Source organism: Paenibacillus sp. FJAT-26967 (genome assembly GCF_001541095.1).
Lineage (GTDB): Bacteria > Bacillota > Bacilli > Paenibacillales > NBRC-103111 > Paenibacillus_F.
On record NZ_LMXH01000004.1, the window covers coordinates 307,134 to 325,225 of the forward strand.

Below are 18,092 nucleotides of genomic sequence, written 5' to 3' on the forward strand. Positions count from 1 at the left end.
AGCTGTGGCGCATATGAAATCCCTCTGTCGCAGTAATAGCATTCGCCCCGCTCAGCGTAACTTTCCGTAAGTGCATAGTTCCCCCTTTTTTGACTCATATTACAGGAAGCAATTGGTCCTATCGTCTAAAAAAGGAGTGTGACTCTATGGATACCGTTATGATGGCCAGGGCACTATTCGGTACGTCGATGGCGTTTCATATTATTTTCGCGACGCTCGGTGTCGGGCTGCCGATGATGATCGTATTTGCGGAGATCATGTATCATGTCAAAAAAGACCGCGATTACGTTCATCTTGCAAGAAGGTGGACGAAGGCTTCCGGCATCCTGCTCGGCGTCGGCATTCCGTCCGGCACGATCGTCGGCGTCATGCTGTCGCTGCTCTGGCCCGGCTTTATGAAGATCGTGGGCCAGGTGATCGCACTGCCGTTCCAGATCGAGATGTGGGCGTTCTTCTTCGAAGCGCTGTTCATGTCGATCTACCTGTATGCGGCTGATCGCCTGCCTCCGGTGATCCGCGTCATCAGCGTGATCTTCGTCGCAATCGGAGCAAGCGCCTCGGCTGTAATGATCACGGACGCGCATGCGTTCATGAACACGCCGCAGGGCTTTAACTTGACTCCGAACGGGGAGATCGTCGATGTGCAGCCGTGGGTGGCGGTGTTCAATCCGAGCCTGTGGTCCACTGCGCTGCATGTCCTCTCGACAGCCTACATGACGGGGGCTTTCGCAGCAGTCTCCGTAGCGGCTTACAGGCTGCTTAAGGCCCGCAGCGCGCCGAGGGAGGCCGCCTATCACCGCAAGGGATTGTTCCTGGCGCTGATCTTCGGCGGAATCATGTCGGCGTTCACAGGTCTGAACGGACATGCCACCGCCCAAATGCTGCATCATCACATTCCGGAGAAGCTGGCCGCAGCCGAAGGATTGTTCGTGACGCAGTCGCATGCGCCGCTTGCGATCTTCGGGAAAGCGAATCCGGATACGCAGATGATTGAGGGGGGCATCGAACTGCCCGGCTTTCTGAGCCTGCTCGCAGGCAACCGGTTTGACACTGTGGTGCGGGGCTTGAACGATTTCCCGCGTGAGAACTGGCCCCCGCTGTACATACACACTCTGTTCAACCTTATGGTGTTCATCGGGGTGTTCCTGCTCGCGCTGGCCTTCCTCGCGCTGCTGTACCGGATATGGCTGAAAAAGCCATATCCGAGGTGGCTGCTCACGGTGCTTGTAGCTGCAGGTCCGCTTTCGATGCTTGGCATCGAACTCGGTTGGATTTTTAGCTGCACCGGCAGACAGCCGTGGACCGTATATCATGTCCAGAAGACAAGTGAAGCGGCGCTCCAAACAAGCGGCATCGGCACCTTGTTCCTGATGTTTATATCCGTCTATGTGTTCCTGCTTGTGGTGACCAGTCTCGTCATGTATGTCTATTTCAAACGGCATCCGATCGGAGATGTGCTGGACAAAAGCGATTCTGCAGCAAGGACTCCGGCCGCTGAAGGGGAGGGAGCAAGCACATGAGCGACGTTACACTGGCGGTGACCGTGCTGTGGGTCTTCCTGTTCACCTACTCGATTCTCGGCTCCATTGATTTCGGTGCAGGCTTCTGGTCTATGCTTTACGGAGGCAAGCATCACTCCAAAGCCGGGGCGCTGGCGAACCGCTACCTGTCACCGACTTGGGAAGTCACGAACGTCTTCCTCGTTCTGTTCGTCGTGGCGCTTGTCGGTTTCTTCCCGCACGCGACTCATATACTCGGCGGTGCGCTTCTAGTGCCCGTCTCGCTCGTACTCCTGCTGCTGCTTATCCGCAGCACCTTCATGGTCTACGCTTACTCGGTCGCCAAGTACGGAAGGCTGCTGAACGTAGTCTCGGGTATTACCGGCCTGCTGATCCCCGGCCTGCTCGTCAGTGTCCTGCCGATTACATTAGGCGGCTTCGTAACCCTGACGGATGGTGTGCCGGAGCTTCATATGCTGGAGCTGTTTACCAGCACGACCGAGTACGCGCATCTGGGCTTCGGCTTGTCCACCGAACTGTTCATGTCGGCGTTGTTCCTTGCCGACTATTCCCGTGAAGCGGGGGATGAGGAGACTTACCTGGACTACCGCCGGCTGGCCATGATCTGGGGGCCTGTCAATCTGGTTATGGCGCTCCTTACGGTCAGCACCTTGTCTACACATGCGCCGTGGATCGTCGAAGGCTTCAAGCGCAATGGGCTGTGGTTCGGTTTCTCGGTCCTTGCGTTCATAGCGGCCTATATACTGCTGCTGATCAAACGGGAGGACGGCCGCAGAGGCTACCCGCGCGCCTCAGTCATCGCCGTTGTTATCCAATACGGGCTTGCGAGTTATGCTTATTTCTCGGCCCATATGCCTTATATGGTGTATCCGCATTTAACTTTTGACGAGGGGATAACCAATCCGGCGATGTTCCGCTCCCTCTTTATCGGGTATATCGTGAGTTCTGCGATTCTGGTCCCGGTGTTCTATATGTTCTGGAGGCTCTTCCTCAAAGACAAGCGGTATCTGCAGCCGGAAAAAAATTAGGAAAGAAAACAAGCTCATATCCCTTGTTTTCCCAAGTGTTCCAAAATAAATAGTATGCGCGGCAGCGGGGTTATGGGTTCGAAAAGGGGCATTACCGACCCGTTTTATGAGCTCCGGGACAGTTGAATTATAATGATTTTCTCCGGTTTGTTCGGTTGACAGTCCTTTCCAAGCGGTGTTACAATCACACCAAGCTAACGCGAGAGCGTAGGAAAATGACCGGAGATGAAAGGGGGGATATCCATGTTTAGAATGTTGCCTGTTTACGGACATATGCATCTGTTCGCAGATCATAAGGGCACAGCTAAATATACGGTATCCCCTTTAAACCGCAATTCCGTGTAATATCGGCTGACATCGGCCGCTTACCTGCCGGAATGTATGCTTTAAGCTGGTTTAAATCAGTGCAGGATTCTTTTGTGCTGTGAGGACGTACCGTTTTGTTTCTGAAAACGGTGCGTCCTTTTTTCATGATCGGATGCAGGGACTCATTTTTCCATACAAAAGAGATAGAGAGTACAGGGTTGGTCGAAGCCCGGTACAAAGCTCTATGTGCAGCTTGCCTGAAATTTATGAAAAATGCTTTTACAAAGAAAAGAAAGAAGGTGACCCCGGTTGTTCAGTATTTTAGGTAAACTCGGCTGGTTCTTCAAAGAAAATTGGATTCGGTACACGGTAGCCGTTACGCTGCTTATTGTGGCGGGCATTGCCGAAATCATCCCTCCCAAAATTCTCGGCTATGCCGTCGATGAAATTCAGATGGGCTCTATTACGGCGGAACGTCTGGTAAGCATGATCGTGTGGACTCTCGTTATTACCCTTGGTATTTATCTGATTACTTACGTCTGGATGTACCAGTTGTTCGGCGGTTCCTTCCTTGTGGAACGCATCTTGCGTTCGCGCTTTATGCGGCATCTTCTTAAGATGACCCCGACTTTTTTTGAAAAATACCGCACCGGCGACCTGATGGCCCGCGCGACCAATGACCTCCGGTCTGTCGCCGGAACAGCCGGATTCGGAATTCTGACGCTGGTCGATTCCAGCGCTTTTATGCTCACGATCTTGTTCACCATGGGTCTCACGATTTCTTGGAAGCTGACATTTGCCGCTCTGCTTCCGCTGCCTTTTATCGCGCTGGCCATGAAGTTCTACGGGAAGACCATTCATGAGCGGTATACGATCGCCCAAGATGCCTTTGGACAGATGAACGATCAGGTGCTGGAAGCGACGGCAGGTGTCAGAGTGCTGCGCGCTTATGTTCAGGAAGCCAATGAGCAGGAGCGCTTCCGGGAGCTGACCGATGATGTGTATCGCAAGAATATTTCGGTTGCGAGAATTGATGCGCTGTTCGATCCCACCATCAAGCTGCTGGTCGGCGCAAGTTATTTGATCGGTCTGGGCTACGGGGCTTATCTGGTGTTCCAGACCGAGCTGACGCTGGGACAGCTGCTTTCCTTCAACATCTACCTCGGGATGCTGATCTGGCCGATGTTCGCTATCGGCGAACTGATCAACATCATGCAGCGGGGGAATGCCTCCCTCGACCGGGTAAACGAGGCGCTCGGCTACCGGCCCGATGTGCAGGACGATCCGCAGCATACTCGTATGGATGCAGGGCCCGGCACAATCGCCTTCGAGAATGCCAGCTTCCGCTATCCTGCGTCTGAAGTCAGCAACCTCGAAGGCATCAGCCTGACACTTCGCCGGGGCGAGACCCTCGGCGTCGTAGGGCGCACAGGCAGCGGCAAATCCACGCTGCTGAAGCAGCTGCTGCGGCAGTATCCGGTCGGCAGCGGAACGATTACGATCGGCGGCGTGCCGATTCAGCAGATTCCGCTTGACCGGCTGCAGTCCTGGATCGGCTACGTGCCGCAGGAACAGATCCTGTTCTCCAGAACCGTGCGGGAGAACATCCGCTTCGGCAAGCCGGGCGCGAGTGATGAAGAGGTGCTTGGAGCCATCGAGCGGGCTGCATTCGCGCAGGATATTCACACCCTCGCAGACGGCCTCGATACGCTGGTCGGCGAGAAGGGTGTGGCGCTGTCCGGCGGCCAGAAGCAGCGGGTATCGCTGGCGCGGGCGCTGATCGCCGACCCGGAAATTCTGCTGCTCGATGATGCGATGTCCGCGGTCGATGCCCGGACGGAAGCGCGGATCATCGAGAACATCCGGCGTGAGCGCGCCGGCAAAACCACGCTCATCACGACACACCGGCTGTCCGCTGTCGAGCACGCGGACCGGATCCTCGTCCTTGACGAGGGCCGGATTGTCGAGTCGGGGACGCACGAAGAGCTGCTGGCGCACGGCGGCTGGTACAAAGAACAGTACGAGCGCCAGCAGGTTGAATCTAATTTGACGGAAGCGGGGTGATGGACCTTGCAGGCAAGTACAGGAAAAAGACTGGTGCAGTATGCACTTCATCATAAGAAACTTTTTATTATCGCACTTATTATGCTTACGATCGCCGTGGCGGCCGAATTAACCGGCCCGTTTATTGCGAAGAGAATGATTGACACACACATCCTCGGGATTGAAAAATCCTGGTACAAAGCACAACCTGGAAGTGAAGATACAGTCTCGTACGGGGGCCAGGTTTACAAACGGGGCGACCGTTTCAGTGAAGGGGAGACGCGCGGTGACGAAGTGAGACTCCTTCAAGTAGGCACGAAATTTGTTTTCGTGGATGGCCCTATCCGTTTTGACGGGGAGCGCTCCCTCCAAGACGGGCAGCTGACGATCAAGAGGGGCGGAGATACCGCCGCGTATGCAGCCGCAGTCTTAAGTCCGTCAGAGCTGTACGCGTTCTACCAGCCGGAATTGATCAAATTGGTCGAACTGGCACTCCTTTATTTTGCTCTACTCGTGGTTTCGTCGATTTTCACGTTCGGACAGCGGTACGCTCTGCAAGTATCCGCCAACCGGGTTATCCAGAAGCTGAGGCTGGACGTATATGCACAGATTCAGCGCCTGCCGATCCCTTACTTCGATAATCTTCCCGCGGGTAAAGTGGTCTCCCGGGTTACGAATGATACCGAGGCGGTGCGGGATCTGTTCGTGACGGTACTGGCGAATTTTTTTACTGGAATCGTCTATATGGCGGGCATCTTCGTAGCTTTGTTCCTGCTGGATCCGAAACTGGGCGCCATCTGTCTGCTCATTGTTCCGATCCTTGTCGTCTGGATCATTGTGTACAGGAAATATGCGTCCCGTTATAACAAAATCATCCGTTCCCGCTTAAGCGATATTAACGGAATGATTAATGAATCGATTCAGGGCATGACCATCATTCGTGCTTTCCGCCGGCAGCGGGAAACATCCGAGGAATTTGAGGCTTTGAATGAGGATTATCTCAAGTATCAGCAGAAGCTGCAAAGCCTGAACTCCTTTACTTCCCATAACCTGGTAGGGGTTCTGCGGAACCTGACTTTTGCCGTCCTGCTCTGGTACTTTGGCGGTCAGGTGACGGGAGTCGGCGCCGTAATTTCTTTCGGTGTGCTGTACGCGTTCATTGATTACTTGAACCGGCTGTTCCAGCCGATTGTAGGAATCGTCAACCAACTGGCTACCCTCGATCAATCCGTGATATCGGCCGGCCGTGTATTTGAGCTGATGGATGAACCGGGCGAAGATATCGAGACGGGCCAGCTGCCTCGGTACAAGGGAAATGTTACTTTCGAACAAGTTTCCTTTGCTTATAAAGAAGATTATGTGCTCAAGAATATTTCTTTCGAGGCCAAACAAGGCCAGACAGTGGCGCTCGTGGGCCATACGGGTTCCGGCAAAAGCTCGATTATGAACCTGCTGTTCCGGTTCTATGACCCGCAGAAAGGAACGATACGTGTCGACGGCCAGGATGTCACGAAGCTGCCCAAACAGCTGCTGCGCCAGCATATGGGGATTGTGCTGCAAGATCCATTCCTGTTCACAGGCACGATCGCGAGCAACGTCAGCCTCGGCGACGATACGATCTCCCGCGAGAAAGTCGATGCGGCTCTGCGGGATGTAGGCGGGCAGCGGATCTTTGCGAATCTTCCGAAAGGCTTCGATGAGCCGGTGCTGGAGAAGGGGAGCACGCTGTCTGCCGGACAGCGCCAGCTGATCTCGTTCGCACGTGCTCTGGCCTTTGACCCGGCCATCCTCATCTTGGATGAGGCGACTGCCAACATCGACACCGAGACGGAAGCGATCATTCAATCGGCACTTGATGTGGTGAAGAAAGGGCGCACCACGTTTATTATCGCGCACCGGCTGTCTACGATCCGCAGCGCGGACTTGATCCTCTTGCTGCACCGGGGCCAGATTGTCGAGCGCGGTTCTCATGAGGAGCTGCTGGAGCTAGGCGGACGATACGCCCAGATGTACCGGCTTCAGCAGGGAGGCGGTTCATCCGCTCCTGCTTCCGGACCGGCGCAGGCTGATCGCTCAACGGTGCGAACCGGTTCCGTTACGTCAGGAAACGCAGTGACTTAGCACCATAACGGGCAGGTATTTTTTCGAAAAGATGGAATATATAGAGGAAACAGGCGGCTGGATGTGAAACGGGATTAATCATCATGCGTATGATAAGATAACCAACCGGAGCCGGGGAGGGCGATTGCCGGATGATAACCAGCTGTTTCACCTGACTGTCATCCGTGTATGTAAGGTTTGTTCTTATGCAGGCGTGACTCCAGGCGGTTTTGGCAAAAATAGAGGAAGAGAGCGTGGGACTTGCGCTTCTCTTATCCAGCGAAAGGTGAGGGTGACATGAGTTCGGATACAAAACGAATTTTGGGCACTGTGCAGCTGATTGTTGAAATTGGTATCGTGATCGGCTTTATTGTCGGCTTAATCCCATTCGGGTTCTTGTGGTCAGGCAGCTGGGTAGTTCCGCTCGTATTCGTCAGCGCCGTTATTGGTCTGATTACAAGTAACGGCACGCTGCTGGCGGCATTGGCCAACATCGTGATGGCTCTGCTTAGCTACGTACCGGTACTTGGCTACGTTACACGTATTGTCGGAATCTTGATTTCGTTCTTTATCATGACCCGTGCCCGGGGAACATCGCGTTACTAAACTGACGGCGATGATTGGCATCTGCTTTAAGATCCTTATGGAAGACCCGCGAATCTTGATGATTTGCGGGTCTTCTTCTGTATGGCTGAGAGTACCGGATGGATACTGGACTGCCCGCAAGATATTTAGCGGGTTGAATAACCGGATGTATGGCAGTGCAGCCCATTAGTTAAGTAATAGACGCATCACAAGCGAAGGAATAGGAGGGGGAAGATTATAACTTCCTTTATAACGGGTAAAAGGCCGCATCAGGGAATACTTCCAAAGGGGGTGTCGTCTATGGAAATTAGAATCGGATATGTATCTCAGTCGTTAGCCATCTTTCATAATACACCGAGTTCGACGTTTACCTTTAAACGGTTCAAAGAAGGGGGATACGAGAGCTCGCTTGCTAAAGCTATCGAAGTAGGACGCCGCAATCTGGAGGCTACCCGCCGGATTCTGTACTTTAATGCCGCCCATGGCATCCGGCTGTACCGGCTCAGTTCATCACTGATTCCCCTGGCTACACATCCCGAGGTCGGCATCGCCCCATCTGCCGTCTACGAGCGGGAACTTGCCGAACTCGGGGAGTTCGCCCGGGGCCATGACATCCGTGTGTCCATGCATCCGAACCAGTTTACCCTTCTCAACGGATCGGAAACTGTGGTGGAAGCCGCCATCCGCGACCTGGAGTATCATGCCGATATTCTGGATGGGATGGGGATGGGCACGGAATGCAACATGAATATTCATGTCGGAGGAGCTTACGGCAATAAGGCGGCATCCGCGGATAAGCTTGTCGCGAATCTGCCCGGCGTTCCGGAGCGGGTCCGGAGACGGCTGACGCTGGAGAATGACGACAAGACCTACACGGCCGAAGAAACATTAGCCGTCTGTGAACAGTCAGGCATTCCGATGGTCCTTGACCTGCATCACGACTGGTGCAATCCCTCCGCTGCGGCTGGAACGGAACTTCTGCCCCGGATTGCAGCGACATGGGGAGAACGACCGATCAAAATCCACGTGTCGTCTCCCAAGAGCGACAAGGACTTTCGCGCGCATGCGGACTATGTAGAACCTGAAGCGGCGCTCGGCTTCCTCAAGGTATGCAAAGCATACGGGCTTCAGCGCGTTGATGTCATGGTGGAAGCCAAACGCAAAGATTACGCTTGCTTGAAGCTGGCGGAAGATCTTGGAGCCGTACGGGGCATCCGGCGTATAGACGGCGGAGTTCTGCATATGTAAACTCCTTCTGCCACACTCCGGTTAAGGCGAATCGGCAGGCGCTAATGCGAGTTTTTCTCCTTGTGATTGTTGAGGAATTTATTTCCTGTGGGGACGTGAATTCCGCAACTTTTCTGCCCATGAGTCCGTCTCAAATGGTGAGAACTGGAATTCCAGATAATTCCGTTCGAACCCTATACTTTTAAGGAGGCAGATCCGGTTGAAAATTATTCGCAAAGCAGGCACGGCGGTGATGACTACTGCACTGCTGCTTGGCTCGGTTACACCCGTTATGGCGGACAAGGCGGTGCCCAGTACATCACCTGCTTCTACGGTCAACTCAAACTCAGTTCAAGGAAAAGAGCAGCTTGATCTCACTCAGGTAGAGCCTAAGATTACGAAGGATAAAGCTATTCAGCTCGCTAAAGGTTACATACCCCAGCCTGAAGGCTACACATTGCAGAGCGCTAATTTATACGTGAACAATGGACCTGACGGAAAGCAGAGGAAGACGTGGAACCTGGAATATTCGCTGAAAAAAAATAAAGAGTCGCTCGGGTACATGAATTATTCACTGGATGCCGATTCCGGCAGCCTGCTGGGGTACAATTTTTATGATAATAACCCCGACCGCAAGCCATCCTATCCGCCTAAGACAGATCTGAATCTGGCCAAATCCATCGCTGTCGATTACATAACGAAGCTAAGCCCGGATTTGCAAAAGCAGGTCAAGTACAATGATCTCCGGGAGGCTTCCTACAAAGTGCCTCTTAATGGCTTGATATCGTATCCGTTCGGGTTTGAACGTGTGGTAGACGGAGTTCCTTTCCCGCAAAACGGCATCCAAATCCAAATCGACGGAGAAGGACGTTTAACCGAGTATCGGGTAAATTGGAAGGAAGATATCAAATTCGATAAGAACGAAGGCGTTATTGCTCAAGAGAAGGCCGCAAAGGCGCTAAATGAGGCTTCCGAGCCTCTGCTTCAGTACGTCATTCCTTATCAGATGAAAGAGAGAAAACCTGTTATTGCTTACACGATGGCCGCTATTCAAATTGACGCGAAGACCGGTAAGCCGGTCCTGCAAAGTGGTACGGTTAAACCTGCGGATCTCCAAACGCTGACGGAGAAGCCGCAGCCTTCTTCGGGACCGATTGCAAATAAAGAAGCTGCGCTCAAGAGAGTACAGGCACTTATTCAAATTCCGGCTAATGCCAAGCTGGAAGAGGCCTCGTATGGCGAGAACAACAACGAAGAAACGAAGCAGTCGGAATCGACCTGGAATTTCCGGTGGTCGCTGCAAGATGAAGAGGGCGACAACAACGGAGCGATCTCCTTGGCCCTTAACGCGAACAACGGTGAATTGAATTATTTGAGTCAATACAACAATTCTGTCCGTAATCCGTTTAAAGCGAGCGACGTGAAGGTTTCTTATGCAGAAGCCAAAGCGAAAGCTATCGAGTTTGTTAAGAAAACTATTCCGGGCAGTACTCATCAGCTCGTACTGGACGAATCCTCAGAGCCGGAAGTAGATCCCAAAGCAACGGAAATTCCGCGCGAGTATTCCTTTAATTTCAGCAGGTATATTGACGGGGTCCGGGTAGAGACCGATCAGGTAGCCGTTTCTGTGGACAAAGGCACCGGCGTGATCTCGAATATGTACAAGAATATCAATACACTTCCTTTCCCTGACAAGAAACCGGAAGTGCTCGGTACTGATAAGGCGAAAGAAAAGTTGTTGTCCCAGTACCAGCTGCGCCTGATTTACCAGACGTCAATGGGTGAGATTCCGCAGGGTATTCCTATTGAAAAATATAAACTCATGATTGCCGCCGGTGATATTGGCGCTATTGATGAAATGAGCAAGAATGCCAGCCTCGTGTATACACTGGAAAACAAGTATAGCAGACAGCAGTATTTCCTGGATGCGGTAACGGGCCAGTGGCGTAATCGAGAGAACGGTGAGGTCATTTCTCTTGAACCGATTAAAGTATCCGATATTGCCGGCCACTGGGCACAAAATGAGCTGCAGTTAATGCTCGATTACCAGGCTCTGGAGGTCAAAGACGGCAAGGTGAATCCGGATCAGTCTATCAAACGGGGCGAGCTGATCAAAATGCTCGTTCTGGCAGACAGTGGCGGCGGTTATTATCCGACAGCGGCCATGAAAGATCGTGCGAACTCATTCGCGGATGTAACCTCATCCAATGAGTATTTCTCTTATGTCGAGACGGCGCTTGACCGTAAATGGATTGACCGCAATTCCGAAGAGTTTAATCCGGATCAGCCGATTACGCGCGAAGAGATGGCCTCTCTTATTGTCCGTGCTTTGAATTACAAGAAGCTGACGGAATATGAGGCGATTTTTAGCCGTAACTTCACGGATGCAGCGGATATCAAGAACATTGGAACGGCCGCGATTGTAACCGGTATGGGTATCATGAGCGCAGAGAACGGCAAGTTTAATTCGAAGGCTGAAGTTACCCGCGCTCAAGCGGCAACGGCATTTTATAGATTTTTGCAAAAGCGGTATTAGAACAATTGGAAGAAAATATATGGAAAGTGGAAGAGACTGCCGATTCGGCAGTCTTTTTTTTGGTAAAAATAGAGAGAAGGATAAATATTAGCTCTATTTTTCCTTGCTAAGGGCAATATTTGATTTTTGCCTATGCGGATAGGTAACATAAAGAGAAGAGTTTGTTCTACAAACATCTAGATCCAGACAGGAGTGGGGAATGGTGAGGGGCATCATCCGGTATTCGTTAAACAACAAACTCGTCATATGGCTGCTCACGATTATTGTGACGGCGGCCGGCATTTATGCAGGCTTGAATATGAAGCAGGAGACGCTTCCCAACTTGGAAGTGCCGATTCTGACTGTAACTACAGTTTATCCCGGTGCTTCTCCGGAGGAGGTAGCTGATCAGGTAACGAAACCGCTGGAACAGCGGGTGAGGAACCTGGAAGGTGTGGATGTTGTCAGTTCTACCTCTATGGAGAATGCTTCGTCCATAATGATGGAGTATTCCTACAATAAGGATATGGACAAAGCCGAAGCGGAGGTTAAAGAAGCCGTAGCGGATTTTAAACTTCCGCGGGGTGCACAGGAAGCTAGTGTCTCAAGAATTAACATAAACGCGTTCCCGATCATATCTTTGAGTATTTCGGGGGACAAGCAGTCTCTGGATGAACTGACGAAGATGGTCGAGAGTGATTTTAAACCATCGCTGGAGGGAATCTCAGGAGTGGCGAGTGTCGCTATTTCGGGACAAAAACAGCAGGAAGTACAGCTGACCTTTGACAGGGATAAGCTGAAGGCTTACGGTGTCAGCGAAGAGACGGTCAAAGGAATCATACAGGGAGCGGCGATCCAGATGCCGCTGGGTCTGTTTGAGGTCGGCCGCACGGAGAAGACGATCGTAGTGGACGGCAACGTGCGGAGCCTGGAAGACCTCCAAGCGCTGGAGATTCCGCTGGTTCCAGGCGGAGCCGGATCTGTCGGCTCCGGCGCGGCCGGCGGCACGGGCATGCCAGCGGGCAGTGGAGCAGCAGGAGGCACGGATGCAGGTGCAGCCGGTGCAGCGGCTCCGGGCGCGTCAGCCGTAGTGCCGGGCGCATCAGGAGGCGCTGCGCAGGGCGGTACAGGCGCAACCGGCGCTACTGGCGCAGCGCCGGGGGTTAACGCGGTACCGCCTGCGGGCGCAGCCGCATCGGCAGCGGGACTGCCGACCGTGAAGCTCAGCGAGCTCGCGAAGATTGAGCTCGCCGACCATGCCGATTCGATCTCGCGCACGAACGGCAAAGAGTCCATCGGTATTCAGGTGGTCAAGTCCACCGAGGCGAATACCGTAGATGTCGCCAGCGCCGTCAAGGAGAAGGCGGCGGAGTTCGAGAAGGCAAGCAGCGGAGTCAGCATCGTAACGATGCTGGATCAGGGTGAGCCAATTGAAGAATCGGTCAACACGATGCTGAGTAAAGCGGTGTTCGGCGCCTTGTTCGCCGTTCTCATCATCATGCTCTTCCTTCGCAACTGGCGGACGACCCTGATCTCGATCGTGTCGATCCCGCTTTCTCTGCTGATCGGCGTGCTGCTGCTTCAGCAGATGGACATCACGCTGAACATCATGACCCTCGGTGCGATGACCGTGGCCATCGGGCGGGTCGTCGATGACTCCATTGTCGTCATCGAGAATATTTACCGCCGCATGATGAGCCCTTCGGAGCCTCTGCGGGGCAAAGTCTTGATCCGCGAAGCAACGCGGGAGATGTTCATGCCGATCTTGTCCTCGACCTTGGTCACGATCGCTGTGTTCCTGCCGCTGGGCTTTGTCAGCGGACCTGTAGGCCAGCTGTTCATGCCTTTTGCGCTGACCATGGTATTCTCGCTTCTGGCCTCCCTGCTGGTAGCGATTACGATTGTACCGCTGCTTGGACATACGATGTTCCGCAAGCGGCTTGACCGGATGGGCGGCAAGGAGACTTCGCAGCCATTGGTCCGGTCACAAGGGGACTCAAATACTGCTGCAAGTGCAGGTGCATCCAAGGATTCCGCCCATGTTTCCGCGGGCCATGATGAAACCGGCCGCCTGGGACGCTTTTACAAGAAAGCTCTTAACAGCACTTTGAACCATAAATTAATTACGTTCGGAGTGGCAATGCTGTTGTTCGTGGGCAGTCTGCTGCTGGCGACTCAGGTTGGTGTCAGCTTCCTTCCGGAGGAAGAGCAGAATTACGTCATGGTGACGTACACGCCTTCCCCTGGTGAAACGCTCGAAGCCGTACAGAAGAAAGCGCAGGATGCGGAGAAATACATTCTTGCACGCGAAGGTGTAAAGAATATGCAGTACTCGGTAGGCGGTCCGAACCCGATGTCTGCCGGTAATTCCAAATCTGCGCTGTTCTATGTGGAATACGCCCCTTCTTTTAAAAATTTTGCAGAGGAAAAAGAGAAGCTTGTAGAGGGGATTGCCAAGGCTTCCCCTGGTGAGTGGAAACCGCTGGATATGGGCGGTGGTTTCGGTGGAAGTAAATTAAGCTTGTTCGTATACGGAGAGAAGCTGGATGAAATTCACGGCGCAGTGGATCAGATTCAGCAGCTGATGACGAAGAATCCCACTTTCGATAAGGTGGATTCCAGTCTTTCCGAAGCTTATGAGCAGTATAAAATTGTTGCGGATCCTGCCAAGCTGAGCAAGCTCGGACTTACCGCGGGACAGGTCGCAATGGCATTCAGCCAGGAACGGGAACGTCCTGTTCTCACGACAGTCCGTGTGGAAGACAAAGACTATGAAGTGTTTGTGCAGGCGGATAAGAAGACCTTCGCGGATATTTCCGCTATTGAGAATACAACCATTCAGTCGCCGCTTGGTATTCAAGTGCCTCTCAAAGATGTGGCTGAGGTCCAGGAAGGCGAGTCACCTAATACCATCACTCACCGCGATATGAAGCTGTATGCGGAAGTAACGGCAGATATTACCGCCAAGGACGTAGGGGCAGCTTCAACTGAGCTCAAGGATCAGATCGATCAGCTCAGTCTGCCTTCCACGGTGCGTGTTGATTTTGGCGGAGTAACCGAGCAGATCAACGAGACTTTCTCCCAGCTCGGACTGGCTATGATTGCGGCTGTTGCAATCGTGTACCTGCTGCTGGTGATGTTCTTCGGCGGGGCATTGACGCCATTCGCCATCCTGTTCTCGCTGCCGTTCACCATCATCGGGGCGATCGTCGCCTTGCTGGTAACCGGAGAGACGTTGAGCGTATCGGCTATGATGGGAGCGCTGATGCTCATCGGCATTGTAGTGACTAACGCTATCGTGCTGCTCGACCGTGTTATTCATAACGAGAAGGCGGGGCTCGGTACCAGAGAATCCTTGCTGGAAGCGGCCGGAACGCGGCTGCGCCCTATTCTGATGACAGCACTGGCTACAGTAGGGGCTTTGCTGCCGTTGGCGTTCGGTTTTGAGAGCGGCGGACTTATCTCGAAGGGACTGGCCGTGACCGTTATCGGAGGCTTGATCAGCTCCACGCTGCTCACCTTGATTATCGTACCCCTGGTGTATGAATTCCTGGCGAGGTATCGTCGCAAACGTCCTATTCTGGATACAGAAGAGTAATCAAACTTAAATCGAAACCTAAATCCAAACAAAAAAGCCGCTGAGAAGCGGCTTTTTTGTTTGTCGAATAAGGGAGTATATTCACTAACAAGTTCTCCTTTCGCTCTCCGTATGAATGGCAGCTGGCCAAAGTACAGCCCAGTGAAACAAAGTTGAGGTATTATACGTATTAGCGGCTAAGGGTTATTTTACCATTTGCCTGTAGGGGGTCAAAAACGATGTTATGGATGGGTTTATTTCTTGTACTTCTGGGGGCATTGATGGTTTTTAAGGCTCAGTTAATATGGCAACTTACGGAGAAGTGGAAATCTAATGACGGTACAGAGCCTTCGGACTTTTATATGCTTAACACGCGCGTTGGCGGTGTAATTTTTACTCTCGTAGGCTCGGCCCTATTCTTGGTTGCTATTTTGTTAGGATAGGGAGGCTTGTAAAGCGGTTCGTTATCGCCTCAGGCCTCTATTATTTTGTAACGCCAAGGCTCTCCTCTTCAACGAAAGTTGTGCTACAATGGTCTGATAAGCATGACCACAGGAGAAAAGGAGATAGCCGACGTGAGTACTGAGAATGGAAGAATCCTTGAAGATATCATCCGCGCGCACCATGCGCTGAGCCGGGTCATTGAGCCTTCGCCGCTCCAGCGTAATGAACTTTTGTCCAGACAGTATGACTGCAATATTTATTTGAAGAGAGAAGACCTCCAGGTCGTCCGTTCTTTCAAAATTCGAGGAGCGTACAACGTGATTCAGAGCTTGTCGGCTGAAGAGCGGAGCAGGGGAGTGGTGTGCGCCAGTGCAGGCAATCACGCTCAAGGTTTCGCTTACTCCTGTAATCTGCTCGGGATTCACGGCAAGATTTTCATGCCTACGACAACGCCCCGTCAGAAAATCTCACAGGTCAATATGTTCGGAGGCTCGTTTGTTGAGGTTGTACTGATTGGCGATACCTTCGACGATTCTTCCGCCCAGGCCAAGGTATATTGCGAAAGTGAAGGCAAAGTATTTATTCATCCGTTTGACGATCTGCGCACCATCGCAGGGCAAGGGACGGTAGGGCTTGAAGTGCTGAATCAGATGCCGGTAACCCCGGATTATGTGTTTGCCTCTATCGGCGGCGGCGGTCTTGCTGCCGGGGTCGGCACCTATATCAAGGGCGTGGCTCACGAAGCTTCTATCATTGGTGTCGAGCCCGAAGGGGCCGCGGGCATGCAGCGCTCGATGGAAGCGGGGCACGTTGTTACGCTGGATACGGTGGACAGATTCGTGGACGGGGCTGCGGTTAAACAGGTCGGTGAGCTTACGTTTGAGATCTGCAAACGCGTCCTCGATGACATTGTATTGGTGCCGGAAGGCAAAGAATGTACGACCATTCTGGATCTTTACAATAACAATGCCATTGTCATCGAGCCGGCAGGAGCGCTGTCTGTGGCCGCACTCGATGCTTACCGCAGCCAGATCGTAGGTAAGAATGTGGTGTGCATTATCAGCGGAGGCAATAATGATATTGACCGTATGCAGGAAATTAAAGAACGCTCGCTTATTTACGAGGGACTCAAGCATTATTTCATCGTGAACTTCCCGCAGCGTGCGGGCGCACTTCGTGAATTTCTTGAGGAGGTGCTCGGCCCTACGGATGATATCACGCGTTTTGAATATATGAAGAAGAATAACAGGGACAATGCTCCGGCACTGGTCGGCATTGAATTGAAGAATAAAGATGATTATGAGGGGTTAATCACCAGGTTATCTCAGAAAGATTATCCTTATATCGAAATTAACGATGATCCCAAGCTTTTTAACCTGCTGATCTAAATAGAAGGGAGCTGAGTCAACATCCGTTGACTCAGCTCCTTTTTCTTTTTGTGTATGCGATGAGAGAAACTTTTCAGCTACTTAGTTTACGCAATAAATAATTAATTAACCTAAGTATAATTAATTATAGATTTTGAACCAGCCAAGAGGTATAATCGTAACGCGGCAATGCTAAATCTGGTCCGGATTTACATTTTTATTCGTCATTTGCCTCATACTAATTTCAGGATCAGGGAGCCACAAACAAATTCAATATAGGGGGTAACAAATGATGAAGAAAATGTTTAAGCTATCACTAATGATGATGATCGCTTTCTCACTTGTATTGGCGGGTTGCGGTAATAAGCCTAGCAACGAGGGCCAAGGACAAACTCCATCTGGCAGCACAGGAAATACAGGCGAAACGAAGAAATCCGAAGCGAAGATCGGAATGGTAACGGACGTAGGCGGCGTTAATGATAAGTCTTTTAACCAATCCGCCTGGGAAGCACTTGAGAAGCTCAAAAAAGAAAACGGTATTACGACGAAATATTTACAAAGTAAAGGGGATTCCGATTATGTTCCGAACCTCAATCAGTTTGTTCAGGGCAAATATGACCTGACATGGGGAATCGGTTTCGTTATTGCGGATGCGATGAAAAAAGTTGCCGACCAGAATCCGAAGTCGAACTTTGCGATCATCGATAACGTGGTGGAAGCGCCGAACGTCCAGTCCGTGACTTTTGCCGAGCATGAAGGTTCCTACCTGGTAGGGGTTGTTGCAGGTCTGACAACGAAGACCAACAAAATCGGTTTTGTCGGCGGCATGGATATCCCGGTTATCAAACGTTTTGAAGCTGGTTTTAAAGAAGGCGTTAAGGCAGTTAATCCAGGCGCAAAAGTACTAGTCAACTATACGGGTGCATTCGATAAGCCTGATCTTGGCAAAGCGGCCGCAGCTACGATGTACAATGATGGAGCGGATATCATTTTCCACTCTTCAGGCGCTACAGGCAATGGTGTATTCAATGAAGCGAAGGATCGTGTTAAGCAGGGTAAGAAAGTATGGGTAATCGGTGTAGATAAAGACCAATCTCTGGAGTTTGGCGACGACGTAACGCTGACTTCTATGGTTAAGGATGTTGAAGGAGCTGTAACCCGCTATTCCAAGCAAGTTATTGACGGTACATTCAAACCGGGCGCTCCAGTAACACTCGGTCTCAAAGATAACGGTGTAGGCCTTCCTGAGACGTCGAAGAAGAATGTCCCGGAAGATGTTCTCAAGAAAGCCGATGAGTATAAAGAGAAAATCATTAAAGGCGAAATCAAAGTCCCTGAGAAATAAGACCGGAAATCAAGATCGTTGTTTATGCAAGGAAC

At 51.9% G+C, this 18,092-nt stretch carries 11 protein-coding genes; all 11 read left to right on the top strand.

Features of this window, described 5'->3' with window-relative positions:
- Window positions 1–146 precede the first annotated feature (146 nt).
- The 11 genes from AR333_RS17760 to AR333_RS17810 all read left to right on the top strand — a co-directional run bounded on the left by AR333_RS17760 (window position 147) and on the right by AR333_RS17810 (window position 18,057).
- Window positions 147–1,520 carry a cytochrome ubiquinol oxidase subunit I gene (locus AR333_RS17760; protein ID WP_068776704.1) on the top strand — a complete coding sequence of 458 codons (1,374 nt, stop codon included), beginning with the start codon at window positions 147–149 and terminating at the stop codon, window positions 1,518–1,520.
- Window positions 1,517–2,548: a cytochrome d ubiquinol oxidase subunit II gene (locus tag AR333_RS17765; protein ID WP_068776705.1), complete on the top strand. Its 1,032-nt coding sequence runs from the start codon at window positions 1,517–1,519 to the stop codon at window positions 2,546–2,548. Before AR333_RS17760 ends, AR333_RS17765 begins: the two co-directional genes overlap by 4 nt.
- A gap of 615 nt (window positions 2,549–3,163) precedes the next feature.
- The gene (locus AR333_RS17770; RefSeq protein WP_068776706.1) at window positions 3,164–4,918 is read left to right on the top strand and encodes an ABC transporter ATP-binding protein; all 1,755 of its coding nucleotides are present in this window, start codon (window positions 3,164–3,166) and stop codon (window positions 4,916–4,918) included.
- A 6-nt stretch (window positions 4,919–4,924) separates the two neighbouring features.
- Complete coding sequence (locus tag AR333_RS17775) at window positions 4,925–7,018, top strand: ABC transporter ATP-binding protein (protein WP_301336127.1); 2,094 nt, start codon at window positions 4,925–4,927, stop codon at window positions 7,016–7,018.
- 276 nt (window positions 7,019–7,294) lie between these two features.
- Complete coding sequence (locus AR333_RS17780; protein WP_068776708.1) at window positions 7,295–7,603, top strand: hypothetical protein; 309 nt, start codon at window positions 7,295–7,297, stop codon at window positions 7,601–7,603.
- Window positions 7,604–7,882: 279 nt separating this feature from the next.
- Window positions 7,883–8,830, top strand: a complete 948-nt coding sequence (gene uvsE / locus AR333_RS17785; RefSeq protein ID WP_068776709.1) for a UV DNA damage repair endonuclease UvsE — start codon at window positions 7,883–7,885, stop codon at window positions 8,828–8,830.
- Window positions 8,831–9,029: 199 nt separating this feature from the next.
- Window positions 9,030–11,345 carry an S-layer homology domain-containing protein gene (locus AR333_RS17790; protein ID WP_068776710.1) on the top strand — a complete coding sequence of 772 codons (2,316 nt, stop codon included), beginning with the start codon at window positions 9,030–9,032 and terminating at the stop codon, window positions 11,343–11,345.
- A 202-nt stretch (window positions 11,346–11,547) separates the two neighbouring features.
- Window positions 11,548–14,922, top strand: coding sequence for an efflux RND transporter permease subunit (locus tag AR333_RS17795; protein WP_068776753.1), 3,375 nt, complete (start codon window positions 11,548–11,550; stop codon window positions 14,920–14,922).
- Between the two features lie 227 nt (window positions 14,923–15,149).
- Window positions 15,150–15,344: a DUF6199 family natural product biosynthesis protein gene (locus AR333_RS25795; RefSeq protein ID WP_068776754.1), complete on the top strand. Its 195-nt coding sequence runs from the start codon at window positions 15,150–15,152 to the stop codon at window positions 15,342–15,344.
- Window positions 15,345–15,476: 132 nt separating this feature from the next.
- Window positions 15,477–16,733: a threonine ammonia-lyase IlvA gene (gene ilvA / locus AR333_RS17805; protein ID WP_253735897.1), complete on the top strand. Its 1,257-nt coding sequence runs from the start codon at window positions 15,477–15,479 to the stop codon at window positions 16,731–16,733.
- Between the two features lie 271 nt (window positions 16,734–17,004).
- Complete coding sequence (locus tag AR333_RS17810; protein WP_068776755.1) at window positions 17,005–18,057, top strand: BMP family ABC transporter substrate-binding protein; 1,053 nt, start codon at window positions 17,005–17,007, stop codon at window positions 18,055–18,057.
- The last annotated feature ends 35 nt before the right edge of the window (window positions 18,058–18,092 follow it).

Bases quoted from the DNA above. Each gene is read 5' to 3' on its own strand.
- AR333_RS17780 (WP_068776708.1), top strand. From the start codon at position 7,295: ATGAGTTCGGATACAAAACGAATTTTGGGCACTGTGCAGCTGATTGTT.
- AR333_RS17765 (WP_068776705.1), top strand. From the start codon at position 1,517: ATGAGCGACGTTACACTGGCGGTGACCGTGCTGTGGGTCTTCCTGTTC.
- uvsE (WP_068776709.1), top strand. From the start codon at position 7,883: ATGGAAATTAGAATCGGATATGTATCTCAGTCGTTAGCCATCTTTCAT.
- AR333_RS17760 (WP_068776704.1), top strand. From the start codon at position 147: ATGGATACCGTTATGATGGCCAGGGCACTATTCGGTACGTCGATGGCG.
- AR333_RS17810 (WP_068776755.1), top strand. From the start codon at position 17,005: ATGAAGAAAATGTTTAAGCTATCACTAATGATGATGATCGCTTTCTCA.
- AR333_RS25795 (WP_068776754.1), top strand. From the start codon at position 15,150: ATGGGTTTATTTCTTGTACTTCTGGGGGCATTGATGGTTTTTAAGGCT.